Source organism: Kribbella sp. NPDC104740, from assembly GCF_055583505.1.
The window spans coordinates 1,774,412-1,800,295 of record NZ_JBVJNV010000001.1; the positions used below are offsets into that span (position 1 = coordinate 1,774,412).

25 protein-coding genes are annotated in these 25,884 nt (G+C 70.6%); 19 read left to right on the forward strand and 6 right to left on the reverse strand.

Translation table 11 applies throughout. From position 1 onward, the window contains the following. The first annotated feature begins 19 nt into the window (after nt 1-19). From ACZ6Z4_RS08325 to ACZ6Z4_RS08395, 15 genes are all read left to right on the forward strand, one after another. Nucleotides 20-553, forward strand: a complete 534-nt coding sequence (locus ACZ6Z4_RS08325; RefSeq protein ID WP_465559770.1) for an isochorismatase family protein — start codon at nt 20-22, stop codon at nt 551-553. An 80-nt stretch (nt 554-633) separates the two neighbouring features. Continuing rightward, nucleotides 634-1,050, forward strand: coding sequence for a hypothetical protein (locus ACZ6Z4_RS08330; RefSeq protein ID WP_465559773.1), 417 nt, complete (start codon nt 634-636; stop codon nt 1,048-1,050). Next, nucleotides 1,047-2,276, forward strand: coding sequence for an NRAMP family divalent metal transporter (locus ACZ6Z4_RS08335; protein WP_465559776.1), 1,230 nt, complete (start codon nt 1,047-1,049; stop codon nt 2,274-2,276). The genes ACZ6Z4_RS08330 and ACZ6Z4_RS08335 overlap by 4 nt, the downstream gene beginning before the upstream one ends. Further along, complete coding sequence (locus ACZ6Z4_RS08340; RefSeq protein WP_465559779.1) at nt 2,276-2,569, forward strand: hypothetical protein; 294 nt, start codon at nt 2,276-2,278, stop codon at nt 2,567-2,569. Before ACZ6Z4_RS08335 ends, ACZ6Z4_RS08340 begins: the two co-directional genes overlap by 1 nt. Then, complete coding sequence (locus ACZ6Z4_RS08345) at nt 2,556-2,888, forward strand: PRC-barrel domain-containing protein (RefSeq protein WP_465559782.1); 333 nt, start codon at nt 2,556-2,558, stop codon at nt 2,886-2,888. The genes ACZ6Z4_RS08340 and ACZ6Z4_RS08345 overlap by 14 nt, the downstream gene beginning before the upstream one ends. 152 nt (nt 2,889-3,040) lie before the next feature. After that, nucleotides 3,041-3,385, forward strand: a complete 345-nt coding sequence (locus tag ACZ6Z4_RS08350; RefSeq protein WP_465559786.1) for a hypothetical protein — start codon at nt 3,041-3,043, stop codon at nt 3,383-3,385. A gap of 8 nt (nt 3,386-3,393) precedes the next feature. After that, nucleotides 3,394-4,365, forward strand: coding sequence for a phosphate ABC transporter permease subunit PstC (pstC, locus tag ACZ6Z4_RS08355; protein WP_465559789.1), 972 nt, complete (start codon nt 3,394-3,396; stop codon nt 4,363-4,365). A 1-nt stretch (nt 4,366) separates the two neighbouring features. Further along, nucleotides 4,367-5,419, forward strand: coding sequence for a phosphate ABC transporter permease PstA (gene pstA / locus ACZ6Z4_RS08360; RefSeq protein ID WP_465559792.1), 1,053 nt, complete (start codon nt 4,367-4,369; stop codon nt 5,417-5,419). 20 nt (nt 5,420-5,439) lie between these two features. Then, nucleotides 5,440-7,158, forward strand: a complete 1,719-nt coding sequence (locus ACZ6Z4_RS08365; protein WP_465559795.1) for a phosphate ABC transporter substrate-binding protein PstS — start codon at nt 5,440-5,442, stop codon at nt 7,156-7,158. After that, the gene (locus ACZ6Z4_RS08370; RefSeq protein ID WP_465559798.1) at nt 7,155-8,030 is read left to right on the forward strand and encodes a sortase; all 876 of its coding nucleotides are present in this window, start codon (nt 7,155-7,157) and stop codon (nt 8,028-8,030) included. The genes ACZ6Z4_RS08365 and ACZ6Z4_RS08370 overlap by 4 nt, the downstream gene beginning before the upstream one ends. Before the next feature lie 67 nt (nt 8,031-8,097). Beyond that, nucleotides 8,098-9,813, forward strand: coding sequence for a PPC domain-containing protein (locus tag ACZ6Z4_RS08375; protein WP_465559801.1), 1,716 nt, complete (start codon nt 8,098-8,100; stop codon nt 9,811-9,813). Nucleotides 9,814-10,049: 236 nt separating this feature from the next. Beyond that, complete coding sequence (locus tag ACZ6Z4_RS08380) at nt 10,050-11,060, forward strand: substrate-binding domain-containing protein (protein ID WP_465559806.1); 1,011 nt, start codon at nt 10,050-10,052, stop codon at nt 11,058-11,060. A 185-nt stretch (nt 11,061-11,245) separates the two neighbouring features. Continuing rightward, nucleotides 11,246-13,912: a hypothetical protein gene (locus tag ACZ6Z4_RS08385; RefSeq protein WP_465559811.1), complete on the forward strand. Its 2,667-nt coding sequence runs from the start codon at nt 11,246-11,248 to the stop codon at nt 13,910-13,912. Between the two features lie 27 nt (nt 13,913-13,939). Further along, entirely contained in the window at nt 13,940-14,785 is an 846-nt protein-coding gene (locus ACZ6Z4_RS08390) for a phosphate ABC transporter ATP-binding protein (protein WP_465559817.1), read from the forward strand. Next, a complete protein-coding gene (locus ACZ6Z4_RS08395) occupies nt 14,782-16,098 on the forward strand; it encodes a lytic transglycosylase domain-containing protein (protein WP_465559820.1) in 1,317 nt (438 codons plus the stop codon). The genes ACZ6Z4_RS08390 and ACZ6Z4_RS08395 overlap by 4 nt, the downstream gene beginning before the upstream one ends. Nucleotides 16,099-16,348: 250 nt before the next feature. Here the strand turns inward: ACZ6Z4_RS08395 and ACZ6Z4_RS08400 are convergent, their stop codons facing one another. Next, complete coding sequence (locus tag ACZ6Z4_RS08400; RefSeq protein ID WP_465559823.1) at nt 16,349-17,095, reverse strand: SDR family NAD(P)-dependent oxidoreductase; 747 nt, start codon at nt 17,093-17,095, stop codon at nt 16,349-16,351. 85 nt (nt 17,096-17,180) lie between these two features. On the opposite strand from ACZ6Z4_RS08400, the gene ACZ6Z4_RS08405 reads away from it, so the two are divergent. Next, nucleotides 17,181-17,780: a TetR/AcrR family transcriptional regulator gene (locus ACZ6Z4_RS08405; RefSeq protein ID WP_465559826.1), complete on the forward strand. Its 600-nt coding sequence runs from the start codon at nt 17,181-17,183 to the stop codon at nt 17,778-17,780. On the opposite strand, the gene ACZ6Z4_RS08410 is transcribed toward ACZ6Z4_RS08405, so the two are convergent. Together ACZ6Z4_RS08410 and tyrS are read right to left on the reverse strand one after the other, a co-directional pair. After that, a complete protein-coding gene (locus ACZ6Z4_RS08410; RefSeq protein ID WP_465559829.1) occupies nt 17,773-18,948 on the reverse strand; it encodes an aminoglycoside phosphotransferase family protein in 1,176 nt (391 codons plus the stop codon). The genes ACZ6Z4_RS08405 and ACZ6Z4_RS08410 overlap by 8 nt on opposite strands. Nucleotides 18,949-18,967: 19 nt before the next feature. Further along, a complete protein-coding gene (gene tyrS / locus ACZ6Z4_RS08415; RefSeq protein ID WP_465559832.1) occupies nt 18,968-20,188 on the reverse strand; it encodes a tyrosine--tRNA ligase in 1,221 nt (406 codons plus the stop codon). Nucleotides 20,189-20,389: 201 nt separating this feature from the next. On the opposite strand from tyrS, the gene idi reads away from it, so the two are divergent. After that, entirely contained in the window at nt 20,390-20,956 is a 567-nt protein-coding gene (gene idi, locus ACZ6Z4_RS08420; protein WP_465559835.1) for an isopentenyl-diphosphate Delta-isomerase, read from the forward strand. Here the strand turns inward: idi and ACZ6Z4_RS08425 are convergent. Both ACZ6Z4_RS08425 and ACZ6Z4_RS08430 read right to left on the reverse strand, forming a co-directional pair. Beyond that, the gene (locus ACZ6Z4_RS08425) at nt 20,945-21,940 is read right to left on the reverse strand and encodes a 2-dehydropantoate 2-reductase (protein ID WP_465559838.1); all 996 of its coding nucleotides are present in this window, start codon (nt 21,938-21,940) and stop codon (nt 20,945-20,947) included. The genes idi and ACZ6Z4_RS08425 overlap by 12 nt on opposite strands. Then, entirely contained in the window at nt 21,937-22,389 is a 453-nt protein-coding gene (locus ACZ6Z4_RS08430; RefSeq protein ID WP_465559842.1) for a MarR family winged helix-turn-helix transcriptional regulator, read from the reverse strand. The genes ACZ6Z4_RS08425 and ACZ6Z4_RS08430 overlap by 4 nt, the downstream gene beginning before the upstream one ends. A gap of 61 nt (nt 22,390-22,450) precedes the next feature. Here ACZ6Z4_RS08430 and ACZ6Z4_RS08435 point away from each other — a divergent pair, with 61 nt between their 5' ends. Beyond that, the gene (locus tag ACZ6Z4_RS08435; protein WP_465559845.1) at nt 22,451-23,428 is read left to right on the forward strand and encodes a methyltransferase; all 978 of its coding nucleotides are present in this window, start codon (nt 22,451-22,453) and stop codon (nt 23,426-23,428) included. Nucleotides 23,429-23,434: 6 nt separating this feature from the next. On the opposite strand, the gene ACZ6Z4_RS08440 is transcribed toward ACZ6Z4_RS08435, so the two are convergent. Further along, nucleotides 23,435-23,686: an amphi-Trp domain-containing protein gene (locus ACZ6Z4_RS08440; protein ID WP_465559849.1), complete on the reverse strand. Its 252-nt coding sequence runs from the start codon at nt 23,684-23,686 to the stop codon at nt 23,435-23,437. A 162-nt stretch (nt 23,687-23,848) separates the two neighbouring features. On the opposite strand from ACZ6Z4_RS08440, the gene ACZ6Z4_RS08445 reads away from it, so the two are divergent. After that, nucleotides 23,849-25,447 carry an ABC-F family ATP-binding cassette domain-containing protein gene (locus tag ACZ6Z4_RS08445; RefSeq protein ID WP_465559854.1) on the forward strand — a complete coding sequence of 533 codons (1,599 nt, stop codon included), beginning with the start codon at nt 23,849-23,851 and terminating at the stop codon, nt 25,445-25,447. Nucleotides 25,448-25,884: the final 437 nt, after the last annotated feature.

A 25,884-nucleotide genomic window follows, 5' to 3' on the forward strand; every position in this document is an offset into this window, starting at 1 on the left:
GGGCGGCTAGGGTCGGGGGATGACTTTCAGTGTGGAAGCCCGGCGGACCGCCCTCGTGCTGATCGACTTGATGCCGCGGATCATCGCGCTCGAGACCGCGCCGCTGGCCGGCCGCGAGGTGCTGGAGCGGTGCATCGCGCTGGCGAAGGCGACGCGGTCGGTCGGCGGGACCGTGGTGCATGTGCGCGTGGAGCGCCCGGGCGTCGGCGTACAGCCTGAGGGCAGCGAGCTCGCGCCGGAGCTCGACCCGCAACCGGGCGACCTGGAGATCGTGAAGCGCACGGTCGGCGCCTTCCAGGGCACCGGCCTCGACGACGAGCTGCGCAAGCGCGACATCGCCACCGTCGCGCTCGCCGGGATCGCCACCAATTTCGGCGTCGAGTCCACCGGCCGGGTCGCCGACGACCTCGGCTATGCGACCGTCTACCTGACCGACGCGATGACCGGCCTCGACGCCGCCGCGCACGACTTCGCGGTCTCCTACGTCTTCCCCCGCTTCGGCACGGCGATCTCCGGCGCCGAGTACGTCGCCGCCCTCGGCCCGACCAGCTGAGGCAAGTAGTTGCCCGGAGGTTATATCGACGACTGATGGGTACCGGATCCGGCGGATGACGGCGGACCTGGGAGCGGCGGATGAAGTGGGTGCTGGGCGTCCTGCTGGTGGTCTGCCTGACCGCGTGTGCGGGGCCTGAGCAGAAGATCCAGGACGCCGGGGCGCAGGCCGCGCGTGAGGCTGCCGCCGAGGTCGGGACCGCGCGGCTGGCGGTGCAGCAGCTCAGCGACGGGAAGCTCTGGCCGCAGCCCGCGGGGCAGTTGGTGAAGGACTCGGAGAAGGCGCTCGGTGGGGTCGTCTCCGGGTTCGACGGTCAGCAGCCTGAGACCGCCGAGGCGCGCGCCCAGTACGACCGGGTCAGTCAGGTGCTCGATGATGCGGTCGCAGTGGTGACCGAGACACGGATCGCGCTCGGCAACGGCGACGAGGCCGCGGCGGTTCAGCAGGTCCCAGCCTTGGAGAAGAGCGCACAGCAGCTCCTGGAGCTCGCTCAGTGAAGAAGCTGCTGGCCGTCACACTCGGCATCCTCACCGCGATCGGCGGCTTCGTCGACATCGGGGACCTGGTCACGAACGCCCTCGTCGGCGCGCGGTTCGGGATGCACCTGGCCTGGGTGGTCGTGGTCGGCGTGATCGGGATCTGCCTGTACGCCGACATGGCGGGCCGCGTCGTCGCCGTCTCGGGCCGACCCGTGTTCGACCTGATCCGCGAGCGGCTGGGGCCGAAGACCGGCTTCGTCACGCTCGTCTCGTCATTCCTCGTCACCGTCCTCACGCTCGTCGCCGAGATCGGCGGCATCGCGCTCGCGTTCGAGCTGGCCAGCGGGGTGAACTACCTGCTCTGGATGCCGCTCGCCGCGTTCGCGGTCTGGCTGGTGATCTGGAAGGTGAAGTTCTCCAAGCTGGAGACCACCTTCGGGCTGATGGGGCTGCTGCTGATCGTGTTCGCCGTGGCGCTCTGGAAGCTCGGCCCGGACTGGGGGCAGTTGCTGCACCAGGCGACCAGTCCGCACCCGATCGGGCACGAGTCGTGGGCGACGTACGCGTACTACGCGATCGCGCTGTTCGGCGCGGCGATGACGCCGTACGAGGTGTTCTTCTTCTCCAGCGGCGGTGTCGAGGAGAAGTGGACGCGGCGAGATCTCGCCACCGAGCGAACGAACGTGTTCATCGGGTTCCCGCTCGGTGGGCTGCTGTCGCTCGCGATCGCGGGCTGCGCGGCCGTCATCTACCTGCCGGCCGGGATCCAGGTCAGCACGCTCGGCCAGGTCGCGCTGCCGACGGCGGTCGCGCTGGGGCAGCTCGGGTTGGCGGTCGTCCTGGTCGGGATGTTCGCGGCGACCTTCGGCGCTGCGCTGGAGACCGCGCTGTCCTGCGGCTACACGATCGCGCAGTACCGCGGCTGGCAGTGGGGCAAGTTCGTCCGGCCGCGGGAGGCGTCGAGGTTCCACCTGGTGATCATCGTCTGCCTGCTGCTCTCGGTGCTGACGCTGCTCACCGCGGTCGACCCGGTGAAGGTGACCGAGTACTCCGTGGTCTTCGCCGCGATGGCGCTGCCGCTGACCTACCTGCCGATCCTGATCGTCGCCAACGACCCGGACTACATGGGCGCCGGAAAGAACGGCCGGGTGCGCAACTTCCTGGCCCTGATCTACCTGGGGTTGTTGCTCGTGGCATCGATCGCGGCGATCCCGTTGATGATCGTGACGAAGGCGGGGCAGTGATGACCGGACGGGTTCTGCACGCGCAGCTGCACCTGCTGGACCGGCAGCTGCTCGACCAGCACAGCGGGCGGATGCTCGGCAAGATCGACGACGTCGAGCTCGACCTCGACGCCGACGTACCGGTCGTGACCGCGCTGATCTCCGGCCGGGAGCGCATCCCCGCCAACCAGATCACCGAGATCGGCTCCGCGGTCGAGATTCTCAACCAGGACCTGGATCTGGACCGGCACGACGACTGGGTCGAGCAGCACGTCATCGACCGGATCCCAGGAGCCGGCGATGCGACTGAATGAGCTGCTCGGCCGTCGCGTGGTCGATGCCAACGGCAACGAGATCGGTGGGGTCGCCGACGTCCGGCTGGTGCAGGACGGTCCGCTGCTGACGTCCCGGCAGGCGGCGTTGCGGATCGACGGGCTGATCGTGGTCGAGAAGCGGGCCACCCGGTTGTTCGGGTACGAGCGGCACGTCGGTCCGGCGTTGCTGCGGCGGCTCGTGCACTGGAAGCTGGGGCAGGTCTGGTACGTGCCGTGGGCCGCCGTCGAGCGGGTCGGTGAGACCGTGCAGATCCGCGAGGAACCCCGGCCGCTGGACGAGGTCGCGCGCTACAAATAGTTGCCACAAGCACCTAATCGCTGCTTTGTCAGGACATGCCGGAAAGCGTGTTCATGTCCCGCTCTGCAACGGTTCACCACGCGTTGTCCCCACCTGGTGACGCTCGGAAGCAGATCACTGCCGGGGGAGTAGCTGGGGAGGGAGCGGTGGGGGTGCGGATGCAGTTCCTGAACGATCCGCGAGGCGGTGCGAGCCGCTGGAGACTGTTGTCGGGGAACAACCGGCCACTCGCGATGGGCCGGATGGGGACCCGGTCGCCTCGCGACGAACTGGCGGCCGTACGCCGCCTGGTCCGCGACGCGGAACCGACGTTGCGGCGTGACCGCGACGGACGCTGGCGCTGGGAGCTGGCGGCGGCCGACGGCCCGGAGGTGCGTTGCCCGGGGGCGTTCGCCCGCCGGATCGACGCCCGGCGCTCGTTCCGGCGGTTCAGCGAGGCCGTCGAGCAGGCCACGGTGACAGCGGGTCCACCGTTGACTCGAGAGCCGGGTCGATGAGTTCTGACGTGGAAGTACGGAAAATCAGAGGTTCCACGGCGCCCGCTGACGTGGTCTTCCGGTGGATCGCCCGCGGTGGTGGCGGGCTCGTCCTGCTGATCACCGGCGGGATCGGGATCTTCCTGGCCTACCAGGCGAAACCGACGCTGGCGACGTACGGCTGGAAGTTCTTCACCGAGCAGTCCTGGAACCCCGAAGCGAACCAGATCGGCGTCGCCGCGGTCCTGTTCGGCACGGTGGTCGTCGCGACCACCGCGATCCTGATCTCGTTCCCGGTCGCGCTGGCCACCGCGCTCTACATCACCGAGTGGGCGCCGCGCGGCCTGAAGAAGTCGCTGGTCGCGCTGGTCGACCTGATGGTCGCGGTGCCGTCGATCGTCTACGGGCTGTGGGGGTTCTTCCTGCTGCAGCCGCGGATCATCCACCTGTCCCGCTGGCTGACCGACTGGTTCGGCTGGTTCCCGCTGTTCCGGGTCGACACCGACCCGGACGCGGCGGTCTTCGACGGTGCGACGTACGCGTCCTCGGCGTTCATCGCCGGCGTGGTGGTCGCGATGATGGTGATGCCGATCGCCTGCGCGGTGATGCGCGAGGTGTTCGACCAGACGCCGCGCGGTGAGCGCGAGGCCGCGCTCGCGCTCGGCTCGACCGGCTGGGGTGTGGTCCGCGCGGTAGTGCTCCCGTTCGGCCGCGGCGGCATCATCGGCGGCACGATGCTCGGTCTCGGTCGCGCGCTCGGCGAGACGATCGCGGTGGTGATGATCGTGTCGCCGCTGTTCGAGATCAACTGGCACCTGCTGCAGTCCGGCTCGATCACGATCTCGTCGATGATCGCGCTCCGGTACGGCGAGGCGTCGGGCGCGCAGCTGAACGCGCTGATGGCGGCCGGCCTGGTGCTGTTCGTGATCACGCTGATCGTCAACCTCGTCGCGGGCTTCGTCGTGAGCCGCAGCCGCAGCGGCGCCGGAACGGAGATCTGAGATGGACGAACCGGCACGCCGCCAACTCCGCGTCGTCGACGTCGAGGACCGGGCCAACCTGCTCGGCTCGGTGGTCGCGGGGCTCTCGCTGACCTGGGTCCTCTACAGCCGCATCCTGCCGACCGAGGGCACCCTCGGCTTCATCGTCTGCTGGTGGCTCGCCTTCACGGCGTTCTACACACTGATCACCGGCCTGCGCCGCGGCCGCGTTGTACTGGCCGACCGCTTCGCCGTGATTCTCGCGCACAGCGCCGCCGGACTGGTCGGCATCGCCCTGTTCAGCGTCGTCGGCTACACCCTCTACCGCGGTGTCGCCGCCCTGTCGCACCGCAACTTCTTCACCAGCGACCTCAGTACGGCGGGCCCGCTCGAACCGCTGTCGACCGGCGGCGCCCTGCACGCACTCGCGGGCACGCTGATCCAGATCAGCATCGCGATCGCCGTCACGCTCCCGCTCGGCGTGCTCTGCGCCGTCTACCTCACCGAGGTCGGGGGCCGCGCGGCGAAGCTGGTCCGCTCGGTGGTCGAGGCGATGACCGCGCTGCCGTCGATCGTGGCCGGCTTGTTTGCGTACGTCGTCCTGCTGATCGGCCTCGGGATGCGGCTGTCCGGCTTCGTCGCCGCGATGGCCCTGTCGGTGATGATGCTGCCGATCATCGCGCGCTCGGCCGAGGTCGTCCTGCGGCTGGTGCCGAGCGGGTTGCGCGAGGCGTCGCTGGCGCTCGGCGCGACGCAGTGGCGCACGGTCTGGTCCGTCGTCCTGCCGACGGCCCGGCCGGGGCTCGCGACCGCGCTGGTGCTCGGCACCGCGCGCGGGATCGGCGAGACGAGTCCGGTGCTGCTCACGGCCGGCTTCACGACGTACCTGAATCTCAACCCGTTCTCCGGACCGATGACCTCGCTGCCGCTGTTCACCTTCAAGATGTCGCAGTCACCCGAGGACAACTACATCAGCCGGGCGTTCGGCGCCGCGGCGCTGCTGCTCGTGCTGGTCCTGCTGCTGTTCGCCTTCTCCCGCTGGATCGCCGGTCGCGGCCGGTCCGGAACCCGCTGAAACCCGAGAGGACACCTCTGATGCGACGACCCACCGCCGGGCGTCGGCTCCGCACCCTGGTGCTCGCGCTGCTGCTCGTCGCGGCCAGTGCGCTGGCCGGTGCCGTTCCCGCACACGCGGCCGGTACGGCGTACGCGCCGATCTACGGCACCGGCTCGACCTGGTCGCAGAACGCGCTGGACCAGTGGATCCGCGACGTCGAGCCGCAGGGCATGCGGGTCGAGTACGGCGGCGGTGGCTCGTCGCGCGGCCGGCTGGACTTCGCCAACAAGCTGGTCGACTTCGCGATCAGCGAGATCCCGTACCAGGGCACCGACCCGCTGACCGGTCAGGCCGACACCTCGGCCGGCCGCGCCTACGCGTACATGCCGATCGTGGCCGGCGGGACGGCGTTCATGTACCAGATCAAGGTCGGCGGCAAGCTCTACCGCGACCTGCGGCTGTCCGGGGACACGATCACCAGGATCTTCACCGGCCGGATCACCAACTGGAACGACGCGCAGATCACCCGGGACAACAACGGCAAGGCGCTGCCGAACAAGAAGATCATCCCGGTGGTCCGCTCCGACGGCTCCGGCACCACCGCGCAGTTCACGATCTGGATGAACACCCAGCACAAGGCCGTCTGGGACGACTTCTGCCGGTCCACCCAGGGCCGGCTCTGCGGCCAGACGTCGTACTACCCGACGAAGAACTTCCCCGGCGTCCGGTCCCAGGGCGGGTCGAGCCAGATGGCCGGCTACATCTCCGCCGAGTACGCCGACGGCGCGATCGGGTACGTCGAGTACTCGTACGCGCTGGGCAAGGACTACCCGGTCGCGAAGGTGCGCAACAACGCCGGCTACTACACGCTGCCGACGGCGTACAACACGGCGGTGGCGCTGACCCGCGCGCAGATCGAGACCCGGCCCGGGCCGTCGTACCTGACCCAGAAGCTGACCGGGGTGTTCAACCACACCGACCCGCGGACGTACCCGCTGTCGTCGTACTCGTACATGATCCTGCCGACCGCGAACCTGAGCCCGGCCAAGGGGCAGACGCTGGCGGACTTCGCGTCGTACTTCCTGTGCCGCGGCCAGCAGAAGGCGGCGCCGCTCGGGTACTCACCGCTGCCGCTGAACCTGGTGCAGGCCGCGTTCAGCCAGGTGGCGAAGGTGCCGGGGAGTCCGACCACGGCGACCGACATCCGCAAGTGCGGGAACCCGACGTTCGACGGGCGGAACCTGAACCGGAACGTGCTCGCGGATGTGGCGCCGCAGCCGTTGGCTTGCGATCGGGAGGGTGCCGGGCCGGCGGTGAACGGGGTGTGCGTGAACGGGCCCGGTGGTGGGCCCAGCAACCCGGGCAACCCGGGTGGTGGAAACGGGAACCCGAACGGCAACGGGGGTGGTGGCGGCAACGACAACAGCTCCGGGGGTGGCGGTACCACCAACGGGACCGGCCAAGGTGGGGGCGGCGGGAACGGCAGCAACAACGTCGTCGACCCGAAGACCGGGGGGCAACTGCCGAACCAGGCCAAGCCGTCGACCGACCCCGAGACCGGCCAGACGATCAATGCCGGGGGCAACAGCAACACGGCGTACGAGCCGACCGGGAGCGTCACGGAGATCGGGGGTGAGCGCGGTGGCGGCGACATGCTGCGGAACCTCGGTCTGCTGACCGCGCTCGAGGTGCTCCTGCTGCTGCTCGTCCCGACGCTGGTCTCGCGGCACCTGCAGAAGAAGCGAGCGGGGCAGTGACCGCAGTCGCCGTGGGGGTGCGGATCAAGACGAAGGTGCAGGCCGAGCTCCCGCTGCGTCCCCAGCTCGCCGCCGACGCCACGCGGCTGTTCGCCCTCGGGATCGCCGCCTTCCTCATCTACGTGCTGATGCTCGGCGCACTCCAGTTCAACCGCGCCCAGGACATCGCGTACGACGAGATCCGCAGCGAGCTCGCCGAGGCGACCGCGCCGCTGGGCGCCGGGACCGCGATCGGCGAGCCGGTCGCCGTGATGGACGTGCCGGGGCTCGACCTGCACCAGGTGATCCGCGAGGGGACGACCGGGACGGTCCTGCGCGACGGCCCCGGGCACCGCGCCGACACCCCGCTGCCCGGGCAGGCCGGCGTCTCCGTCCTGTACGGGCGCGGGCTGACTTTCGGGGCGCCCTTCCGATCGGTGCCGAAGCTGATCGTCGGGTCGCGGATCGATGTGACCACCGGTCAGGGCAAGTTCGGCTACCGCGTGACCGGCGTACGCCGGGGCGGCGATCCGCTGCCCGAGCAGCTCGCCGACGGCGGGTCCCGGCTCACGCTGGTCACCGCTGAAGGCAGTCCGGTGCCTTCGGCAACGGTCTATCTCGACGCGGAGCTGATCGAGGGACAGGTGCAGCCCGACGCCGGGGGACGGGTCTCGCGCGTGCCGGACAGCCAGCAGGCGTTCGGCACGGACCTGTCCGGCGTACTGCCGCTGGTGCTCTGGCTGGAGGCGCTGATCGTCGTACTGGCCGCGGTGGTGTGGTTCCGCGGCCGGATCGGTCGCTGGGAGGCCTACCTGCTCGGCGCGCCGGTGCTGCTCGCCGTTCTGTGGCGGGTCTTCGAGCAGGTCGCGGGGATGATGCCCAACCTCGTCTGAGGGGGCGCATGGCTTGGGCGCGGGCAATTCCGCCCGCTGCCTCGGGATTTCTGGGAGGGAATTCAGCATGAACGCACGGATCAGGCGCACGCTGCTGGCTGCTTCAGCAGCTGTCGTCGCGGTCTCCGTAGCCGTACCGGCCGCTTCGGCGACCGGAACGGGCAGTCTGCAGTACACCGAGAACGAGGCGGCCACCGCCGCCGGGCACAACGACAGCACCGGCGCCGCCCAGCGGCTGCAGGGACTCGGGACCGGCTCGGGTCAGAAGGGCGCCGCGACCGTCCGGGGCACCCTGTCCCCGTCTCCGGTCGCGTTGCCCGCGGCCGCGGAGGACAACGGCTCGATCCCGCTCGCCTCGCCGACCGGGATCGGCACCGGCGGTCGCGCGGCGATCACCACCACCGGCCAGCTCGGTGACGGACCGCACGGCGACCTCGGCGACAAGAAGGGCGACTTCGACTTCTACAAGGTCACCGGTACGGCGGGCCGCACGCTGACCGTCACCACCGACGGCTCGTCGGCCGGCACCAACACGGTCGTCGCGGTCTACTCCGCGGCCGGGCAGCTGCTCGCCTCGGACGACGACGGCGGGTTCGGCCTGCAGGGCAAGCTCGCGTACAAGCTGCCCCGGACCGGCGACTACTACGTCCTGGTCGCCGGCAAGAGCGCGATCGCGGACTTCCCAGCCGATCCGAACAACTCGGGCAGCGGCCCGGGTGACCCGGACACCGGCGCGTACCAGGTCCTGATCGCCGTCGCCCCGGTGGACAAGGACTTCTACGGCGTGCACCTGACCAAGGGCGACGTGTTCGGCGGCAGCCTGGCCACCTCCGGCTCGCGACTCACCGTCCGTACGCCGGGCGGCGCCACCGCGATCTCCTCCGACTTCAGCACCGCCGACCGGCGCCCGGCGTCCTCGCCGCTGCCGACCGGCCTGGTCGACGTCGCGTACGTCGCCCGGGAAACCGGTTGGTACACGATCGCGGTGACCGACGGCTTCGGCCCGTACGAGCTGAAGCTGGGCGTGGTCCGGCCGGGCACCGAGCAGAGCGGTCCGCAGACGATCTTCCTCGACTTCGACGGCGGGCAGATCGACACCGCGCCGCTGGGTGGGGCCGGCGTCGGCGAGCTGTCCGGGCTGTCGGCGTACCTGGGGAACTGGGGCCTGACCGCGGCGGACGAGTCGGCCGTAATCAGCAAGGTCGTCGCGGTCGTCAACGAGAACGTCAAGAAGGACCCGGAGAACGGGGGGAACAACGCGAACACCACCGTCAAGGTGAAGAACAGCCGCGACAACGCCGACCCGTTCGGCGCCGCGAACGTCTCGCGGGTCGTCGTCGGCGGCCAGTTCGACCAGTCCGGCATCGGCCAGATCGGCACCGCGCAGTCGGTCGACCCGGGCAACTTCGCGCACGAGGAGACCGCTCTGGTCCAGCTGGACCTGGTCAGCCTGCCCGAGGGCGCGTTCAGCTTCAACCAGTACCTGACCGCGCGCAGCAACCGGGTCGCGTTCGTCGGCCAGGCGCTGGGCAACCTGGTCTCGCGCGAGATCGGCCACCTGGTCGGTGCCACCGACACCGACCCGGACGACGCCGTGGTCGACCTGATGGATGCCGATGGCAACTTCGCCGCGCAGTACGGCGTCGGGGCCGACGGGATCGGTGGCACCCGGGACGACAAGGACGTCGACTTCGGCAAGGACGCCTACGCGCCGGCGTCGGGGATCACCGGGACGCAGGACGGCCTGAACATCGTGGCCTGGGGGCTGACCAAGCCCTGCTGACGCCGTACCGAAGGGGGCGGTGTGTCCGGAGTCCGGGCACACCGCCCTTTTCGTTGCCTAGAGCAAAGGATTTTCGGCGTTTCCGGCTGGCCGACGGGTCATGTCCGGTTCACCTGGACGATCCACGGGCGTGACCCGGCCGCGATGGATTGGACCTTGTCGCCGCCGGATGCGGTGATCGCGGTCCCCGACCTCACGGACCGCGCAAAACGCAGGTGAGGAAGGAAATTCCCGAGATGCGTTTCACCCGTACCGTCCGTACCGCCGCCGTCGCGTTCGCCGTGATGGCCGTGGCCGCCACCTCCTCCGCCCTGTCGGCCCAGGCCGACGCGCCGTTCGCGCCGGACGCCAACGACGTCGTGATGGTCGGCTCGGACACCTCCGAGTTCGTCCTGAACGACCTGTCGGCGCTGTACAACAGCAAGACCCCGACCCCGGCCCGCCGGATGGCGTCGTTCAACGCCACCGGTTCGGCCAACATCACCATCCGCCCGGGTGTCACCATCCCGCGGCCGAACGGTTCCGGCGCCGGCGTCACCGCGCTGTGCACCCGCACCGACATCGACGCGGCCCGCTCCTCGCGGCCGAAGGGTGCCACCGACTGCGCCGACTCGCGCTTCCTGAAGTTCGCCACCGACCAGCTCCGCTGGGCGGCCAACGACAGCACCGGCGCCGTCACCAGCCTCACCGACGCGCAGCTGACCGGCATCTACAACTGCACGATCACCGACTGGCACACGATCGACGCGGCGATCCCGGCCGGTTCGACGATCAAGCCGTTCCTCCCGCAGATCAACTCCGGTACCCGGACCTTCTGGGCCACCCAGGTCGGGATCAACCCGGCCACCCCGCCGGCCTGCGTGTCCGACACCTTCGGTGGCGCCCCGGTCCAGGAGCACACCGTCGACGCGATCACCGCGACCCCGAACTCGATCGTCCCGATCTCGGTCGGCCGCTACAACCTGCTCACCCCGACCGCGCAGAACGGCAACTACCTCGGCGCGATCCCGGCTCCGGACGCCACGGCGTACGACCGGACCCTGTACCAGGTCGTGAAGGCCGTCAACGGCGTCATCCCGGCGTACCTGGCCGACCTGTTCGGCAACGGCAACGGCACCTCCTCGATCGGCGGCCTGCCGTTCATCTGCGGCCGTTCGGACTCCAACCCGGCCACCACCACGGCCGGCGACATCATCAAGGCCAACGGGTTCCTGGAGCTCGCCCTCGGCCAGTGCGGCCGGGTCTGATCCCAGCTGCTCGTACGACGCCGGTGAGCTGACCGGCGAGCTGTGAACCGGTGGGCGGGAAGCCAGGCTTCCCGCCCACCGGCGCGTTGCCGGCGAGGCGGTTCATGTCCAGTTCACCTCATGGCGGTCTGGGCGCACGCGCGGCTGGTGAGGATTCCTGAGTAGACATCTAGCTGGAGGTCATCGTGAGGCTGATCCGCCGCCGGCGCGGTCGCGCGGCCGTGCTCGTCGCGGTCCTGCTCGCCCTCTCCGCCCCGGTCGTCCTGGTAGCGCCGGACGCGGCGCTGGCCGCCGTACCGCGGACGGCGGCCGACGACCCGCCGGACACGCCGCCGACGACCCCGCCCACGCCCGAGCCTCCGGTCGACGAGCCCGTGTCGGCCGATCCGTCGACCGGCAAGGTGACCGCGACCCGCGGCAACAGCACGGTCTCGGTGTCGCGGACCGGCGGGCTGACCCGGCAGATGATCAACGTGTCCTGGACCGGGATGACGCCGAGTGAGGCGAACGTCTTCTTCCCGGTGGCCGTGATGCAGTGCCGCGGCTACAACCCGGCGCGCGAGGACTGCTGGATGAGCGACTCGATCGGCAACTTCCCCGGGAGCTACCGGGGCAGCAGCTACCTGCCGGCCGAGACCTCGCCGTGGGTGGCCTTCCCGGGCAGCGAGTTCGGGCTGCTGTACAGCCAGCCGTTCAAGAAGGCCGACGGCAAGTTCCACATCCTGCCGAACCCCGACCTGCCCGGCGGCTACATCGGGCTCGGGCTGGCCGACGCGAACCCGACCTCGAGCATCGACGACTACACCCCCGGTACGGGCAACCAGCGCACCGGATTCACCCGTCCGGACGGCACCGGCGAGGTGCAGACCTGGGCGAACACCCGGGCCGAGAACCCGTCGCTGGGCTGCGACGACAAGACGCCGTGCTCGATCGTCGTCGTACCGATCACGCAGCACCCGTGCCGTGAAGGGCTCGGCGAGCTGGAGCTGATGTTCTGCCAGTCCGACGCGGAGTTCAAGCAGGACGCGACGCTCGGCTACTGGCCGCTGCTGGCCAACTGGTACCAGCGCTTCGTCTTCAAGCTGTCGTTCGCGCCGGCCGCGTCGACCTGCCTCGGACGCGACGACTCGGCCAAGTTCCTCGGCTCCGAGCTGGTCGGTGAGGCGATGCGTCGCTGGGTGCCGGCCCGGTGCCCGAAGAGCAGCCCGTCGGCGCTCGACTTCACCCGCGGCTGGGAGCCGGACTCGCGGCGCCAGTTCGGGCAGACCGACCCGATCGCGCCGTCCGGGTACGAGGCCGACGCGGCGATGGTGAGCGAGCCGACGCCGGCCGACGACCCGGTGGTGGCCAAGCGCAAACCGGCGTACGCGCCGGTCGCTGTCTCGGGCTTCGCGATCGGCTACAACTGGGAGCGGTCCGAGGCGTTCGGCGGTGGGCCGGTGCCGGAGGTCAAGCTGAACGCCCGCCTGGTGGCGAAGCTGCTCACCCAGTCGTACCCGGGTAAGTACCGGGTCGGGAACAACCTGCCGGTGAACCCGAACGCCGGGACCAACCCGCCGAACCTGGCCGTCGACCCGGAGTTCCAGGAGCTCAACCCGGACGCGAAGAACTGGGTCGGCGTCAACGACGCGGTCGGCACCCAGATGGCCGTTCCGGTCTTCAAGTCCGACGTGATGCTCGCGCTGACCCGGTGGATCTGGTCCGACCCGGCCGCCCGTGGATTCCTGCAGGGCAAGGCCGACCAGTGGGGGATGACGGTCAACAAGACGTACAAGGGCTGGCCGATGCCGCGCGACGACTACCAGCTGAACGACGGCTGGCTGCTGCCGGACGACCAGAACGAGTGGAGCAACTTCTCGCCGCAGGCGATGGGCGCGCAGTCGTCGAACTCGTGGGTGCAGGGCGCCGACGTCCTGATGACCGCGTGGCCGCTCAGCCAGGTGCCGGTGCCGCCGGACCGGCCGGGGACGCCGACCGTCCCGAAGCGCGGGATCGCCCAGGTCCCTGGGCAGCGATCGGTACTAGCGCTGACGACCACGTCGGAGCTGGCCAAGTCGGGGATGCCCGCGGTAAAGCTGCGGAACTTCCAGGGCGAGTACGTCAGCCCGGACACCGACAGCATGACGTACGCGCTCGACAACGCGGCCGTCGACAGCGCGTCGGGGATCTGGCGGGTCAGCCACGAGAAGATGGACCGGCGCGGCTACCCCGGGACGATGGTGACCTACGCGCAGGTGCCGACCGCGACGCTCAAGTCGGCCGAGGCCGGCCGGTACGGCGAGGCGCTGCGCTGGATCGCGACCGAGGGACAGCTGTACGGGCAGGAAGCGGGGCAGCTGCCGGAGGGGTACCTCTCGCTGCCCGACCCGATGCGGGACCAGGCGCTGAAGGTCGCGGGAGCGGTCGAGAACCAGACGGGGGCGCCGCCGATCCCGCCGAAGAGCGAGGACCCGCTGCCCGACGACACCGACCCGACGCCGGATCAGCCGGGTGGCAAGCCTTCGGGTGGTCAGGGTGGTGGTGGCGGTCAGAACGGTGGCGGCGGTGGTGGGCAGGACAAGCCCGGTGCCTCGCCGACGACGCCCGCGCCGTTGCCGCCGTCGGCGACGCCGAGCAAGGGGACCGTGCAGGCCAACGGCGAGCTCAAGCCGGTGTCGGCCCAGACCCAGGGCGACTCGCTGGGCTGGCTGGCCTGGGGGATCCCGGCGCTGCTCGCCGCCGGGCTGGCGGCTGGTGTGGCGTCGCCCGGGATCCGATTGATCGCGCAGCCCGGACATCCCGTACGGCGTGGGTTCGCGGCCGGCGGGTCGTACCTGGCCGGGTTCCTGCGCCGGCGTCGCCGGCACGGCTGACCGACTTCCAACCGAAGGATTGTGGCGATGACGTCTGTACTTCCCGCCGTACCGGTCACTCCGGACGACGAGACCGCCGTACTGCCTCCTGTGGTGGGAGGGAGTGTGCTGGAGAGCGATCGGGTGGCGGCCTGGTTCGGGACCCACAAGGTGCTCGAGGACATCTCGCTACGGATGGAGGCCGGCCAGGTCACCGCGCTGATCGGGCCGTCCGGCTGCGGCAAGTCGACGTTCCTGCGGATCCTGAACCGGATGCACGAGCTGGTCCCGAGCGCGTCGCTGGCCGGGCGGGTGCTGCTCGACGACGACGACATCTACGAACCGCAGCGACGGATCACCGAGACACGCAAGCGGATCGGGATGGTCTTCCAGAAGCCGAACCCGTTCCCCGCGATGAGCATCGCGGAGAACGTGACCGCCGGGCTGAAGCTCACCGGGACCCGGGTCAGCGGCCGGGACCGGTCAGCGCTGATCGAGGAGTGCCTGACGAAGGCCGGGCTGTGGAAGGAGGTCCGGGACCGCCTCGGGCAGCCCGGTGGCGCGTTGTCGGGCGGGCAGCAGCAGCGGTTGTGCATCGCGCGGTCGCTCGCCGTACGGCCGGACGTGCTGCTGATGGACGAGCCGTGCTCCGCGCTCGACCCGACGTCGACGCGGCGGATCGAAGAGACCATCCACGAGCTGCGGCGGGAGGTGACGATCGTCATCGTCACCCACAACATGCAGCAGGCGGCGCGGGTCTCGCAGACCTGTGCGTTCTTCCTGGCCGAGCAGGGGACGCCGGGGGTGATCGTCGAATCAGGGCCGACGGCAACGATCTTCTCGACGCCGGAGGACTCGCGAACGGCCGACTACGTCGAGGGGCGGTTCGGGTGAGCGACGAGCAGGCGGGGACCGCCGGGCCGGGCGCGGGTGAGCGCCGAAGTCCAGGAGGTGCTGGACGGGCCGAAGGCGCGGGCCGTCACGACAGCTGGCGCGTGAAGGTCGTCGCCGCTTGGGCTCTGGCGGCGCCTGTCGGGGCGATGGTGCTGGTGGTCGCGATGAGCGGCGGATCGCGAGCGGACTTCGTCGTCGACGCTCATGCGCTGGCCGGGCCCCGGCAGGACTCGGTCTTCGACGGGTTGCTCGACGACGTCCCCGATCGGCCGGGTGTCGACGGCAGCATTCCGTCGGAGAAGAAGTCCACGGTCGAGGTGCCGATCACCGGGACGGTCGACGGCAAACCGGCTGAGCCGGGCACGCCTGTCGCCGGTGTTTCCGGTATCCCAGGCACGGTGCTGGCGGCGTACCGGAAGGCCGCGAACGACCTCGCGGTCTCCGACCCGGGCTGCCACCTCACCTGGCCGCTGCTCGCCGGGATCGGCAAGGTCGAGTCGGCGCACGCCTCCGGCGGCCGGGTGGATGCCGCCGGCAACACCCGCGGCCAGATCCTCGGCCCGGTCCTCGACGGCGGCCCCGGCATGTCCGCCATCGCCGACACCGACGCCGGCCAGTACGACGGCGACGCGCAATGGGACCGCGCGGTCGGCCCGATGCAGTTCATCCCCGGCACCTGGACGGCTTTCGGTGCCGACGGCAACGGCGACGGCGTCAAGAACCCCCACAACATCTACGACGCCTCCCGAGCCGCCGCGGACTACCTGTGCGCCGCCGACGCCAACCTCAGCACGCCAGCGGGCTTGGTCGAGGCGGTGCTGCGCTACAACCACTCGATGGACTACGTGTCGACGGTCTTGCAGTGGATGAAGTCCTACAGCACCTCGACGGTCCCGACACCGGACGACCAGCGGGTCATCCCGCTCCCGACGGACGACCAGGGCAACGTCGAGCCCGAGGATGCTCTTCCGACGGACAAGCCGACGATCGTCCTCCCCACGATCACTCGGTCGACGACTCGTCCTACCGTCGTACCGACACCCACGCGCAGCACCCCGACGGTCCTCCCGACGTGGTCGCTCACGACGCCGCGCCCGTCGACCCGCCCGCCGTGGACGCAGCCGCCGAAGCCACCGGTCGTCAAACCCCCGGCACCGTCACTCACCCCAACCACCTCCACGCCTCCGCCTGCCGAGGAGACCCAGACCCCGGACCCGACGCCCACGCCGGACCCGACCGACACCCCCACACAGGAGCCCCCGGCCCAGGACCCCACCGACACCCCAACCCCGGACTCCCAGACCACCTCTTGACGTAGATCGGGGGTGGGAAAGCGGTCGCCCGCAGGGCAGGCGTCGTTGGCGAGCGCCTGCGCCGCACGTGGGCGGGCGTCGCCCGGCGGCCCTGCCCCGGCGGATGCCGACGTGCACCACTGACCAACCTCGTCCCGACGTCCGCCTCGTACCGCTGCCGCGCTCAGCTACCACCGTGGCCCGGCCTTTGATCAGTGGTGCACGTCGGCCCGCCGCGGGTGGCGCGGGTTGTTCTTGTCCCGCTCAGGGGTCAGACCGCCAGTCGCCCGCCGTCCACGGGGAGGACCGCGCCGTGGATCTGCGCCGCGGTGTCGGACGCCAGGAAGACGATCCCCGCCGCCACCTCCTCGGGTGTACCGACGCGGTTGAGCGGTGTCGTGGTCGCGAGGCCGTCGAGGGAGCTGCCCATCGACGCCGTGCCTTCCGTTCGGGTCGGGCCGGGGCTCACCGCGTTCACCCGTACGCCGGCCGCGCCGAACTCGGCGGCCCACGTCTTGGTCAGCAGTTGCAGCGCCGCCTTGCTCGAGCCGTAGACGGCTGCGCCGGCCAGGCCGAATGTCGCGACCATCGTGGTGACGTTCACGATCGCGCCGTGGCCGCGCTCGGCCATCGCCGGAGCCAGGGCCTGGACGAGGAAGAACGGCGCGCGCACGTTCACGGCGTACACCTCGTCGAACTCCTGCTCCGGCACCTCCGCGGTCGGCGCGAACGGGAACAGCCCGGCGTTGTTGACCAGCACGTCGACCTGGCCGCCGAGCTCGACCGCCCGGACGGCGAGCTGCTGAACGCTCGCCGGGTCGAGCAGATTGGCCTGGACGAAGTCGGCCTTGCCGCCGCTCGCCCGGATCGCCTCGACGGTCGCCGCGCCGCGCTCGGCGTCGCGCCCGCTGACGATCACGTGGGCGCCGCGCGCGGCGAGCTGGTTCGCGACCTGGCGGCCGATGCCGCTGGTGCTGCCGGTGACGAGCGCGGTCCGGCCGGTGAAGTCTGCAGTCATCGCAGTGCCTCTCTCTTGGAGTATCTGCTCCAATCCTGCGGATCCGATTTTGGAGTATCAACTCCAAAATCTGTACGCTCGAGAGATGGCACTGACGCGCAAGGGACAGGCGACCCGGGACCGGATCGTCGCCGCCGCGTCCCGGCTGATGCTCGACCAGGGCGTGGCCCGGACGACGATCGAGGACATCCAGGCGGCCGCCGCGGTCAGCCCGTCGCAGCTCTACCACTACTTCCCGGGCAAGAACGCGCTGGTCCTCGCGGTGATCGAGCACCAGACCGGTCAGGTCCTCGACGTCCAGCGCGAAGGGCTCGACCGCCTCGACGATTTCGATGTCCTGGGCAACTGGCGGGACCTGATGGTCGGCATCCTCACCGCCACCCAGTGCGCCGGCGGCTGCCCGCTCGGGTCGCTGGCCAGCGACCTCTCCGAGGCCGATCCCGTCGCCCGGGTGCAGCTGGCGAACGCCTTCCAGATGTGGGAGTCGCTGATCGAGGACGGGCTGACCCGGATGCAGTCCCGCGGTGAGCTGTCGCCGACCGCCGACACCGCTCAGCTGGCCGTCGCGATGCTCGCCGCCGTCCAGGGCGGCCTGCTCCTGAGCCAGGTACGCCGTACGCCGGACCCGCTGATCAAAGCGGTCGACACGATGATCGACCACCTGCGGACCCTCGCGGTCAGCTGAAGCGTTCGGCGTTCTCCGACGCCCAGTCTCGCAGGGGCAGGACTCCCAAATGGTTGGCTGCGGCGGTTAGTTCGGAGGCGGGGTCGCCTTCGTGGTAGATGCGTTCGGCGGGCTCGATGTTGTCGAGGAAGCGCTGGTAGGTGATCGCGCCGAGCAGGCGGGTGAGGACGGTGATCGGCGGGAGGGCCAGGGCCGGGTCGCTGTGGGGGAGGTGTTCTTTCCACGCGGCGATCCAGGCGGCGCGCGCCAGGTCCTGCTGGCGTGGCGGGAGGTAGCCGCAGAGGCGGTGGAGGTCTACGGCGGGGTGGCCGATGTAGCTGTCGGCCCAGTCGACGATGCGGCGGGTGGTGCCGTCGGAGCGCCAGTTGCCGGGGTGGAAGTCGCCGTGCACCAAGGTGTTGGGAAGGCCCGCGGCGTTGAGACGCTCCAGCAGTTGCGGGAGAGCCGCCGCGACCGGAGTGGGTGGCAGCGCCGCCTCGATCTCCTCTGGCAGCAACCGCGGTACCGGCAGCTCAGCACCAGCAAGCCCAGCCTGTACGGCGACCCAGCGGCTGATCACGTCCCGCAGCGTCGCGTCGTCCGGCTCCCAGCAGTCCACCCCGGGCGCATGCGCCAGCAACGACCAGCGGCGAGCCACATCGACCCCGAGCACCTCCGGCGCCAGCTCAGCGTCGTACCGGCGCACCCACTGGATCACCTCGGCATCGACGCTGCAGAACGTGCTCGTCGCCTTCGCCCACGCGCCGGGGAAGCGGATCAAGCACGACAGGTTCCACGTCTTCACCTGCGTCGCCGGCTGCGCACCAAGAATCGTCTGCGCCCACGAGATCAACCGCCCCGGCCCGTCGATCTCCGCCCAGCTCGCGCGCAGCGGATGCGGCGCGACGATCTCGTCCCACCCAGCACACGGCGTCGGATCGAGCACCCCCGAAGCAGGCTCCCGGTCGACCTGCACGTGGTAGAGCACCCGCCCACCACGCCCAACCGCAGCCTCATCCGCATGCAAAAGCCGCAGCACCAGACTCCGCACGCCCAGCAGCTCATCCAGGTACGCCGTCACCGCCTCGATCTCCGACCACCACGGCCGGTCGGCCTCGAACGGCCCGACCCGGCCCAGGTACCGCGCGCCGAGGCTGACCAGCGCCTCCACCGTCTTCGTCTCGCTCACCTCACAGATGCTCCGGCAATCACGCGTCCGCCGCCTGCGAATTTCGCCGCACCCGGTGCCAGACCCGCCGCCCCGACCGCACCACAGCCCCGGCATGCACCTCCACCAGCTCCTCCGAGTCCCGCAGCCGAGTCCCGTCCACACTCACCGCACCCTGCCGCAACAGCCGCCGCAGCTCCGACTTGCTCACATCCGGCCGTACGGCGGCCAACAACTCCAACGCCGACAACGTGGTCGAGTCGATCACCACCTCCGGGAGCTCGTCCGGCTCGGCCCGCTGCGAGAAGACGCGCTGGAACGCGTCCAGCTCGGCCCGCGCCGTACCAGCGCCGTGGTAGCGAGTCACGACCGCAGCAGCCAGCCGCAGCTTCGCGTCCCGAGCAGCCGGCCCGCCATCCGCAGCAGCACTTCCCAGCGCGGCCACGGCGTCCAGCGGCAGCTCGGTGTAGACCCGCGCCCAGGTCTCGACCAGATTGTCGGGCAGGCTCATCAGCTTGCCGAACTTGTCCTTCGGGGAGTCGGTCAGCGCGACGTAGTTGTTCAGCGACTTCGACTGCTTCGGCCCGCCGTCGAGCCCGGGCGTGATCGTGCTCGTGATCACCACCTGCGGCTCGCCGCCGAGGCGCTGCTGGAAGTGCCGGCCCAGCTGCTCGTTGAACAGTTGGTCGGTCCCCACGATCGTCAGGTCGCTGCGCAGCGCGAAGCTGTCGTAGCCCTGCAGCACCGGGTACGTCAGCTCGTGCAGCGCGATCTCGCGCCCGGCCGCGACCCGGGCGCGGAACATGTCGCGCGCCATCAGCTGCGCCTGCGTCACGTGCGCGAACAGCCCGAGCAGCGTCGCGACGTCCATCGCGTCGTACCACTCGGAGTTCCGGCGTACTTCGAACACGGCTGGATCGGTCCGCAGGACCAGCGAGACCTGCTCGAGGAACGCGGCCGCGTTGACCTCGATCTCCTCCGGCGTCAGCACCGGGCGGGTCTCGCTGCGCCCGGTCGGGTCACCGATCCGGGTGGTCAGGTCGCCGAGCAGGAAGACGACGGTGTGGCCGAGGTCCTGCAGGCCGCGCATCATCCACAGGTTGACCGCGTGCCCGAGGTGCAGGTCGGGCGCGGTGCAGTCGACGCCGTACTTGATCCGCAGCGGCCGGCCGGACTCCAGCCGGGTGCGCAGGTCGGCCTCGCCGACGATGCTGTCGGTGGTCCGCCGTAACCGGTCGATCACGGCCTGGGCGTCGTTCATGGGGGTCCTCTCGGAGCAGACGGCGAGAGGACGAGCCTCCCGGCAACGGAAAGAGGCAGGAACCGGACGGTTCCTGCCTCGGAGGCTCTGGTGCGAAGCGGCTGCTTCAGGGCGCGACTAGCTCCCGGCTCCTCCCAGAGCCGGTCGATACGTCGCACGCTGCTTCGTCACGTTCACGACAGTAGCACTAGAATTCGCCTGATGAACAACGAGAAGGTCGTCCTGCTCGACGACGCGGGCCACGCGATCGGCAGCCAGGACAAGGCGACGGTGCACCACGCGTCGACCCCGCTGCACCTGGCCTTCTCCAGTTACGTTTTCGACCGCAGCGGCCGGGTGCTGCTGACCCAGCGGGCGCACACGAAGACCACCTGGCCGGGGGTCTGGACGAACAGTTGCTGCGGGCATCCCTTGCCGGGCGAGCCGCTGCCTGACGCCGTACGCCGGCGGCTGTCCGACGAGCTCGGCATCGTCGCGGACCAGGTCGACCTGGTGCTGCCCGAGTTCCGCTACCGCGCCGAGCTGGCCGGTGTCGTCGAGTACGAGATCTGCCCGGTCTACCGCGTCATCTGGGACGGCGACCCGCAGCCGGAGCCCACCGAGGTCGCGGCGTACGAGTGGGTGGAGTGGTCGAAGGTCGCCTCCTGGCCGGGGCTGTCGCCTTGGTGCTTGCTGCAGCTGGATGCCTTGGCTGCGTTGGGTCCAACGCCGGCCGACTGGCCGCTCGGTGACCACGACCTGCTCCCACCCGCGGCTCTAAATCCGTAGCTGCTCGGACAGCTCTTCACCTGTCCAGACGTGGCGTGGCCCGGCTTCCTCGGCACGAACCAGCTCGACGAGCTTGGCGTTGACCGGTGCTGTGCGGCCCAGGGATTCGGCCAGCCGGACCACCTCGCCGTTCAGATAGTCGATCTCAGTACGCCGACCGGCCTGCAGGTCCTCCCACATCGACGTCCGCGCGTACGGGTCGATCGCGAGCATCTTCGACGCGAGCCGCCGGAACAGCCAGTCCGGGAGCCGCAGCACCGCGGGCATCCGCCCGGGCGGCAGGGCCGTGAGCTTCGCGGGCTGGATCCCCTTGTCCTGCAGGAGTTTCAGCGTCTCCTCCTGCGCGGCCGCGAGGCATCGGCGGTACGAGCGCTGCGACAGCTCGTCGCGCAACGGCAGGTCGGACAGCGCGTTGACCGGGTTGTTCAGGTTGAGCAGGAGCTTCGCCCACTGCACCGGTACGACGTCCTCGTGCTGCGTCAGCGGCAGCCCGGCCTTCGCGAACGCCTCGCCGTACGGCGTGAGCGCCGCGTGCGCCTGCACCTCGAGCCCGCCCTCGGTGCCCTGGTGGAACGCCCCGCCGCCCTTGTTCAGCACGTTGAACGGGACCATCCCGGACAGCACGACCTGCTCCGGCAGTCGCTCCCGCAGCACCTCGCCGTTGCGCAGGCCGTTCTGGAAACTCACCACGACAGCGCCCGGCTTCAGTACGCCGGCCAGCTCGTCAGCTGCGCCTTCGGTCGCCGCCGACTTCACCGTGACCAGCACGAGGTCCGCCTCAGCGGCCGCGGCCGGCGTCGTCGCGAACCGCAGCTCCGGCACGCGCAGGTCGGCGCCCTTGTAGTCGGTCAGCCGGAGCCCGTGCTCGGCCAGCTCGTCGCCCATCCGCTGCCGCCCGACGAACACGACCTCGGCCCCACCAGCGACCAGCCGCCCGCCGACGTAGCACCCGATCCCGCCCGCGCCGTACACCGCGATCGTCACCGCGTTCTCCCTTCGGGCGTCACCTCTCCGGTCAGCTCCTGAAGTATCGACCACAACGCGTCCAGCCGCTCGTCGCCGAGGCGCTCCCGCCAGTCGTCCCGGACGACGTCGATCGCGCGGACCAGGTCCTTCTCCAGCCGGCGGCCCTTCGCGGTCAACCGCACGAGCCGAGCGCGCGAGTCTGTGGGATCAGGCGCCCGCGTGAGGTACCCGTGGCGTTCCAGATGCGTGACCAGCTCGTGCATCGACTGCTTGGTGATGCCCGCATGCGCGGCCAGCTCGCTGGTGTGCAACCCGTCGATCCCGCCGAACCGGAACAGCTGCAGGTGCGCCGGCCGCAGCTCGGGGTACCGCCGGCCGAGCTCGGTCTCGACCGCGGTCATCGCCTGGTCGAACGCGACCCGCAGCAGGCCGAACCAGCGGCCGGGGGAGCTGTACTCCGTTGACATGACGGTCAGGGTACCTTACCGTTTTGGTCAGGTCACCTGACCGTATCGCTGGAGGGGAATCATGACCGCACGCCAGGAGCTGACCCGGTACCTGACCGGCAAGTGGATCCCGCCGGTGCTCGCCGCCGTCGCCGAGCTGGGCATCGCCGATGCGCTGGTGGACAAACCGCTGACCGCCGCCGAGCTTGCCGAACCCACCGCTGTCGATGCTCGTGCGCTCTACCGCGTTCTGCGAGCCGCCGCGAGCATCGGCGTCTTCGCCGAGGACGCCGACGGCCGCTTCGCGCTCACCGAGACCGCGGAGCTGCTGCGGTCCGACATGCCGGGATCGTTGCGGGCGGCCGCCCGGATGTTCGCCCTGGAACCGTTCTGGACGCCGTACGCGCGGATCGCCGAGTCCGTCCGGACCGGCGAACCCGCCTTCGCGAGCACGTTCGGGACGAGTATCTACGACTACCTGCGGACGCATCCGGACGACGCCGCGGTCTTCGGTGCGACGGTCGCGAGTTTCCACGACCAGGCGATGGGCCCGATCGTCGCCGCGCACGACTTCTCGTCGTACCGGACGGTGGTGGATCTGGGCGGTGGCTCGGGCAACCTGCTGCTCGAGTTGCTGACCGTGTACCCCGACCTGCGCGGTGTCCTGCTCGAACTCGACACCGTCCTGCCGTCAGCGCGCGAAACCCTGGCCGGGATGGAAGACCGCGTTGACCTGGTCGCGGGAGACTTCTTCACCGCCGTACCACCGGGTGACGCGTACCTGCTGAAGAGCTGCCTGCACAACTTCGACGACGAGCAGGCGATCCGGATCCTGCACGCGGTCCGCGCCGGCGGCGGACCGGTGCTGATCGCCGAGACGATGGTCCCGGCCGGGAACGGCGCCCACTACTCCAAGTTCGACGACATCGAGATGCTGGTGATCGCCGGCGGCGCCGACCGGACCGAGCAGGAGTACTCGGAGCTGGTCACCGCCGCCGGTTTCACCCCGCGCGAGGTCGTCCAGTGCGACGAGCGGTTCTCACTGCTCGTCGCCGACTAGCGCGGGTCAGACGGCGTCGTCGTCCTCGGGCTCCTCGTCGGAGTCGGCCAGGCTCCACTTCAGCTGGAACTCGACCTCCTCCTCGTCCTCACCGCGCTCGTGCTCGACGCTGATCCGCGCGTTCTTCGGGACCGTGAACCGCTCCCCGGCGATCTGGATCCGGAACGGCTTACCGCTCTCCAGGGCGTCCGCCAGCCGGCGGAGCTTCGCGGCGAACTCCTCGACGGTGTACGTCTTCTCGACATCTCTCTCACTCATGCGGCACATCCTGGCAGCCGGTGGGGCGACCGAAAACCAGTCGCACGCCTTGGCCGGTGAACGTACCGTGGGGACATGGCTACTTGCCTCTGTGTCTAGCTGCGCGACCCGCTTCCGTACCCGAAGTGCGTCCCTTAGTCATCACAGAGAGTAACCAGTTTCATGATCACCGTTCACTCGGTCGACGTCCGCGCCGGCGCCCAGCTGCTGCTGTCGGACCTGTCCTTCCACATCGGCCCCGGCGACAAGATCGGCCTGGTCGGCCGCAACGGCGCCGGGAAGACCACGCTTCTCAAGGCGCTCGCGGGCGAGGACCGCCCGGCCGCCGGGAGCATCACCGCGACCGGCTCGGTCGGCTACCTGCCGCAGGACCCGCGGGCCGCCGATCCCGCGCTCACCGTCACTCAGCGCATCCTGTCCGCGCGAGGTCTGGACGCCGTGGTGGCGCGGCTGCGCAAGGCCGAGGCGACGATGAGTACGGCGACCGGCGCCGAGCAGGAGCGCGCGATGGCGGCGTACGCGCGGGCCGAGACCCAGTTCCAGGCCGCGGGCGGGTACGCCGCCGAGGCGGAGGCCGGCCGGCTCACGGCGGGCGTCGGGTTGCCGATCCGCGCGCTGGACCAGCCGATCGGCGAGCTGTCCGGCGGGCAGCGGCGCCGCGTCGAGCTGGCCCGGATCCTGTTCGCCGAGCACGACACGCTGCTGCTCGACGAGCCGACCAACCACCTCGACGCGGACTCCGTGGTCTGGCTGCGGTCCTTCCTGCTCGGGTACGCCGGCGGGCTGGTGGTGATCAGCCACGACCGACAGTTGCTGGCGGCAACGGTCAACCGGGTCTTCCACCTCGACCCGCAGCGGCGCACGATCGACGTCCACAACACCGGCTGGAAGAAGTACCTGACCCAGCTGGAGACCGACGAGCGGCGCCGCTCCCGGGAGCGGAACACCGCCGAGCGCAAGGCCGCGGTCCTGCACGCCCAGGCGGCGAAGATGCAGGCCGGAGCCAGCACGGCCGTTGCCGCACGCAACATGGCGCGGCGCGCGGACAAGCTGCTCACCGACCTCGAGCCGGTACGCCGGGCCGCCCGCGTCGCGCGGATCCGGCTGCCCGACCCGGCCCCGTCCGGCCGGACCCCCCTGAGCGCTGTCGGCCTGACCAAGTCGTACGGCGCACTCGAGGTCCTCAAGGGTGTCGATCTCGCCGTCGACCGGGGGAGTCGCCTGGTCATCCTCGGCCTGAACGGCGCGGGCAAGACCACGCTGCTCCGGATCCTCGCCGGTCGCGAGACGCCGGACAGCGGGCAGGTCGTGCACGGTCACGGGTTGCGCCTGGGGTACTTCGCCCAGGAGCACGACACCCTCGACCTGGCCGGGACGGTCCGCCAGAACCTGGCGGCGGTCGCGCCGCGGCTCACCGACGGCGAGGTCCGCAACGTGCTCGGCTCGTTCCTGTTCAGCGGCGACGACGCGGACAAGCCGGCGCACGTCCTGTCCGGCGGCGAGAAAACCCGCCTGGCGCTGGCCGGTCTCGTCCACTCCGGCGCCAACGTGCTGCTGCTCGACGAGCCGACCAACAACCTCGACCCAGCCTCCCGCGACGAGGTCCTGGGCGCAGTCGGCAGCTACCCGGGCGCCCTCGTCATGGTCACCCACGACGAGGGCGCGATCGAGGCCCTGCGCCCGGACCGGGTGCTGCTGCTCCCGGACGCGACGGAGGACCTGTGGACCGACGACTACCTGGAGCTGGTGTCGTTGGCGTGAGCGGGGGAGCGCCCGCCCCGGAAGGGCGGACGGGGAGACGGCCCGCCCCGGTGGGGGCGTGGGTTCGGGCCGCCCGCCATCTCCTCCCCGCTCGCCCGCCCCCAAGGGGCGTGGGCCCGGGCGGGCCGGCCTTCTCCTCCCCGCTCGCCCCGCCCCCGCGGTGCGTGGGCCCGGGCGGCCCACCCGCTTTCCCCGCTCGTCCGCCCCGCAGGGGGCGGGCCGGGAGTCCGCTTCGCCTCGGAGGGTGGACCGGCCAAGCGGCCTGGCCCTGGAGGGGCGTGGGCTCGGGCCACCCCGCCCCCTCCTCCCGCTCGCCGCCCCGCAGGGGCGTCGAGCGGGGTCGAGCGGGGTCGAGCGGGGTCGAGCGGGGTCGAGCGGGGTCGAGCGGGGTCGAGCGGGGTCGAGCGGGGTCGAGCGGGGTCGAGCGGGGTCGAGCG

Bases quoted from the DNA above. Each gene is read 5' to 3' on its own strand.
- ACZ6Z4_RS08380 (WP_465559806.1), top strand. From the start codon at position 10,050: ATGCGTTTCACCCGTACCGTCCGTACCGCCGCCGTCGCGTTCGCCGTG.
- ACZ6Z4_RS08330 (WP_465559773.1), top strand. From the start codon at position 634: ATGAAGTGGGTGCTGGGCGTCCTGCTGGTGGTCTGCCTGACCGCGTGT.
- ACZ6Z4_RS08435 (WP_465559845.1), top strand. From the start codon at position 22,451: ATGACCGCACGCCAGGAGCTGACCCGGTACCTGACCGGCAAGTGGATC.
- ACZ6Z4_RS08400 (WP_465559823.1), bottom strand. From the start codon at position 17,095: ATGACTGCAGACTTCACCGGCCGGACCGCGCTCGTCACCGGCAGCACC.
- ACZ6Z4_RS08365 (WP_465559795.1), top strand. From the start codon at position 5,440: ATGCGACGACCCACCGCCGGGCGTCGGCTCCGCACCCTGGTGCTCGCG.
- ACZ6Z4_RS08390 (WP_465559817.1), top strand. From the start codon at position 13,940: ATGACGTCTGTACTTCCCGCCGTACCGGTCACTCCGGACGACGAGACC.
- idi (WP_465559835.1), top strand. From the start codon at position 20,390: ATGAACAACGAGAAGGTCGTCCTGCTCGACGACGCGGGCCACGCGATC.
- ACZ6Z4_RS08345 (WP_465559782.1), top strand. From the start codon at position 2,556: ATGCGACTGAATGAGCTGCTCGGCCGTCGCGTGGTCGATGCCAACGGC.
- ACZ6Z4_RS08440 (WP_465559849.1), bottom strand. From the start codon at position 23,686: ATGAGTGAGAGAGATGTCGAGAAGACGTACACCGTCGAGGAGTTCGCC.
- ACZ6Z4_RS08375 (WP_465559801.1), top strand. From the start codon at position 8,098: ATGAACGCACGGATCAGGCGCACGCTGCTGGCTGCTTCAGCAGCTGTC.
- ACZ6Z4_RS08430 (WP_465559842.1), bottom strand. From the start codon at position 22,389: ATGTCAACGGAGTACAGCTCCCCCGGCCGCTGGTTCGGCCTGCTGCGG.
- ACZ6Z4_RS08445 (WP_465559854.1), top strand. From the start codon at position 23,849: ATGATCACCGTTCACTCGGTCGACGTCCGCGCCGGCGCCCAGCTGCTG.
- ACZ6Z4_RS08405 (WP_465559826.1), top strand. From the start codon at position 17,181: ATGGCACTGACGCGCAAGGGACAGGCGACCCGGGACCGGATCGTCGCC.
- ACZ6Z4_RS08325 (WP_465559770.1), top strand. From the start codon at position 20: ATGACTTTCAGTGTGGAAGCCCGGCGGACCGCCCTCGTGCTGATCGAC.
- tyrS (WP_465559832.1), bottom strand. From the start codon at position 20,188: ATGAACGACGCCCAGGCCGTGATCGACCGGTTACGGCGGACCACCGAC.
- pstA (WP_465559792.1), top strand. From the start codon at position 4,367: ATGGACGAACCGGCACGCCGCCAACTCCGCGTCGTCGACGTCGAGGAC.
- ACZ6Z4_RS08340 (WP_465559779.1), top strand. From the start codon at position 2,276: ATGACCGGACGGGTTCTGCACGCGCAGCTGCACCTGCTGGACCGGCAG.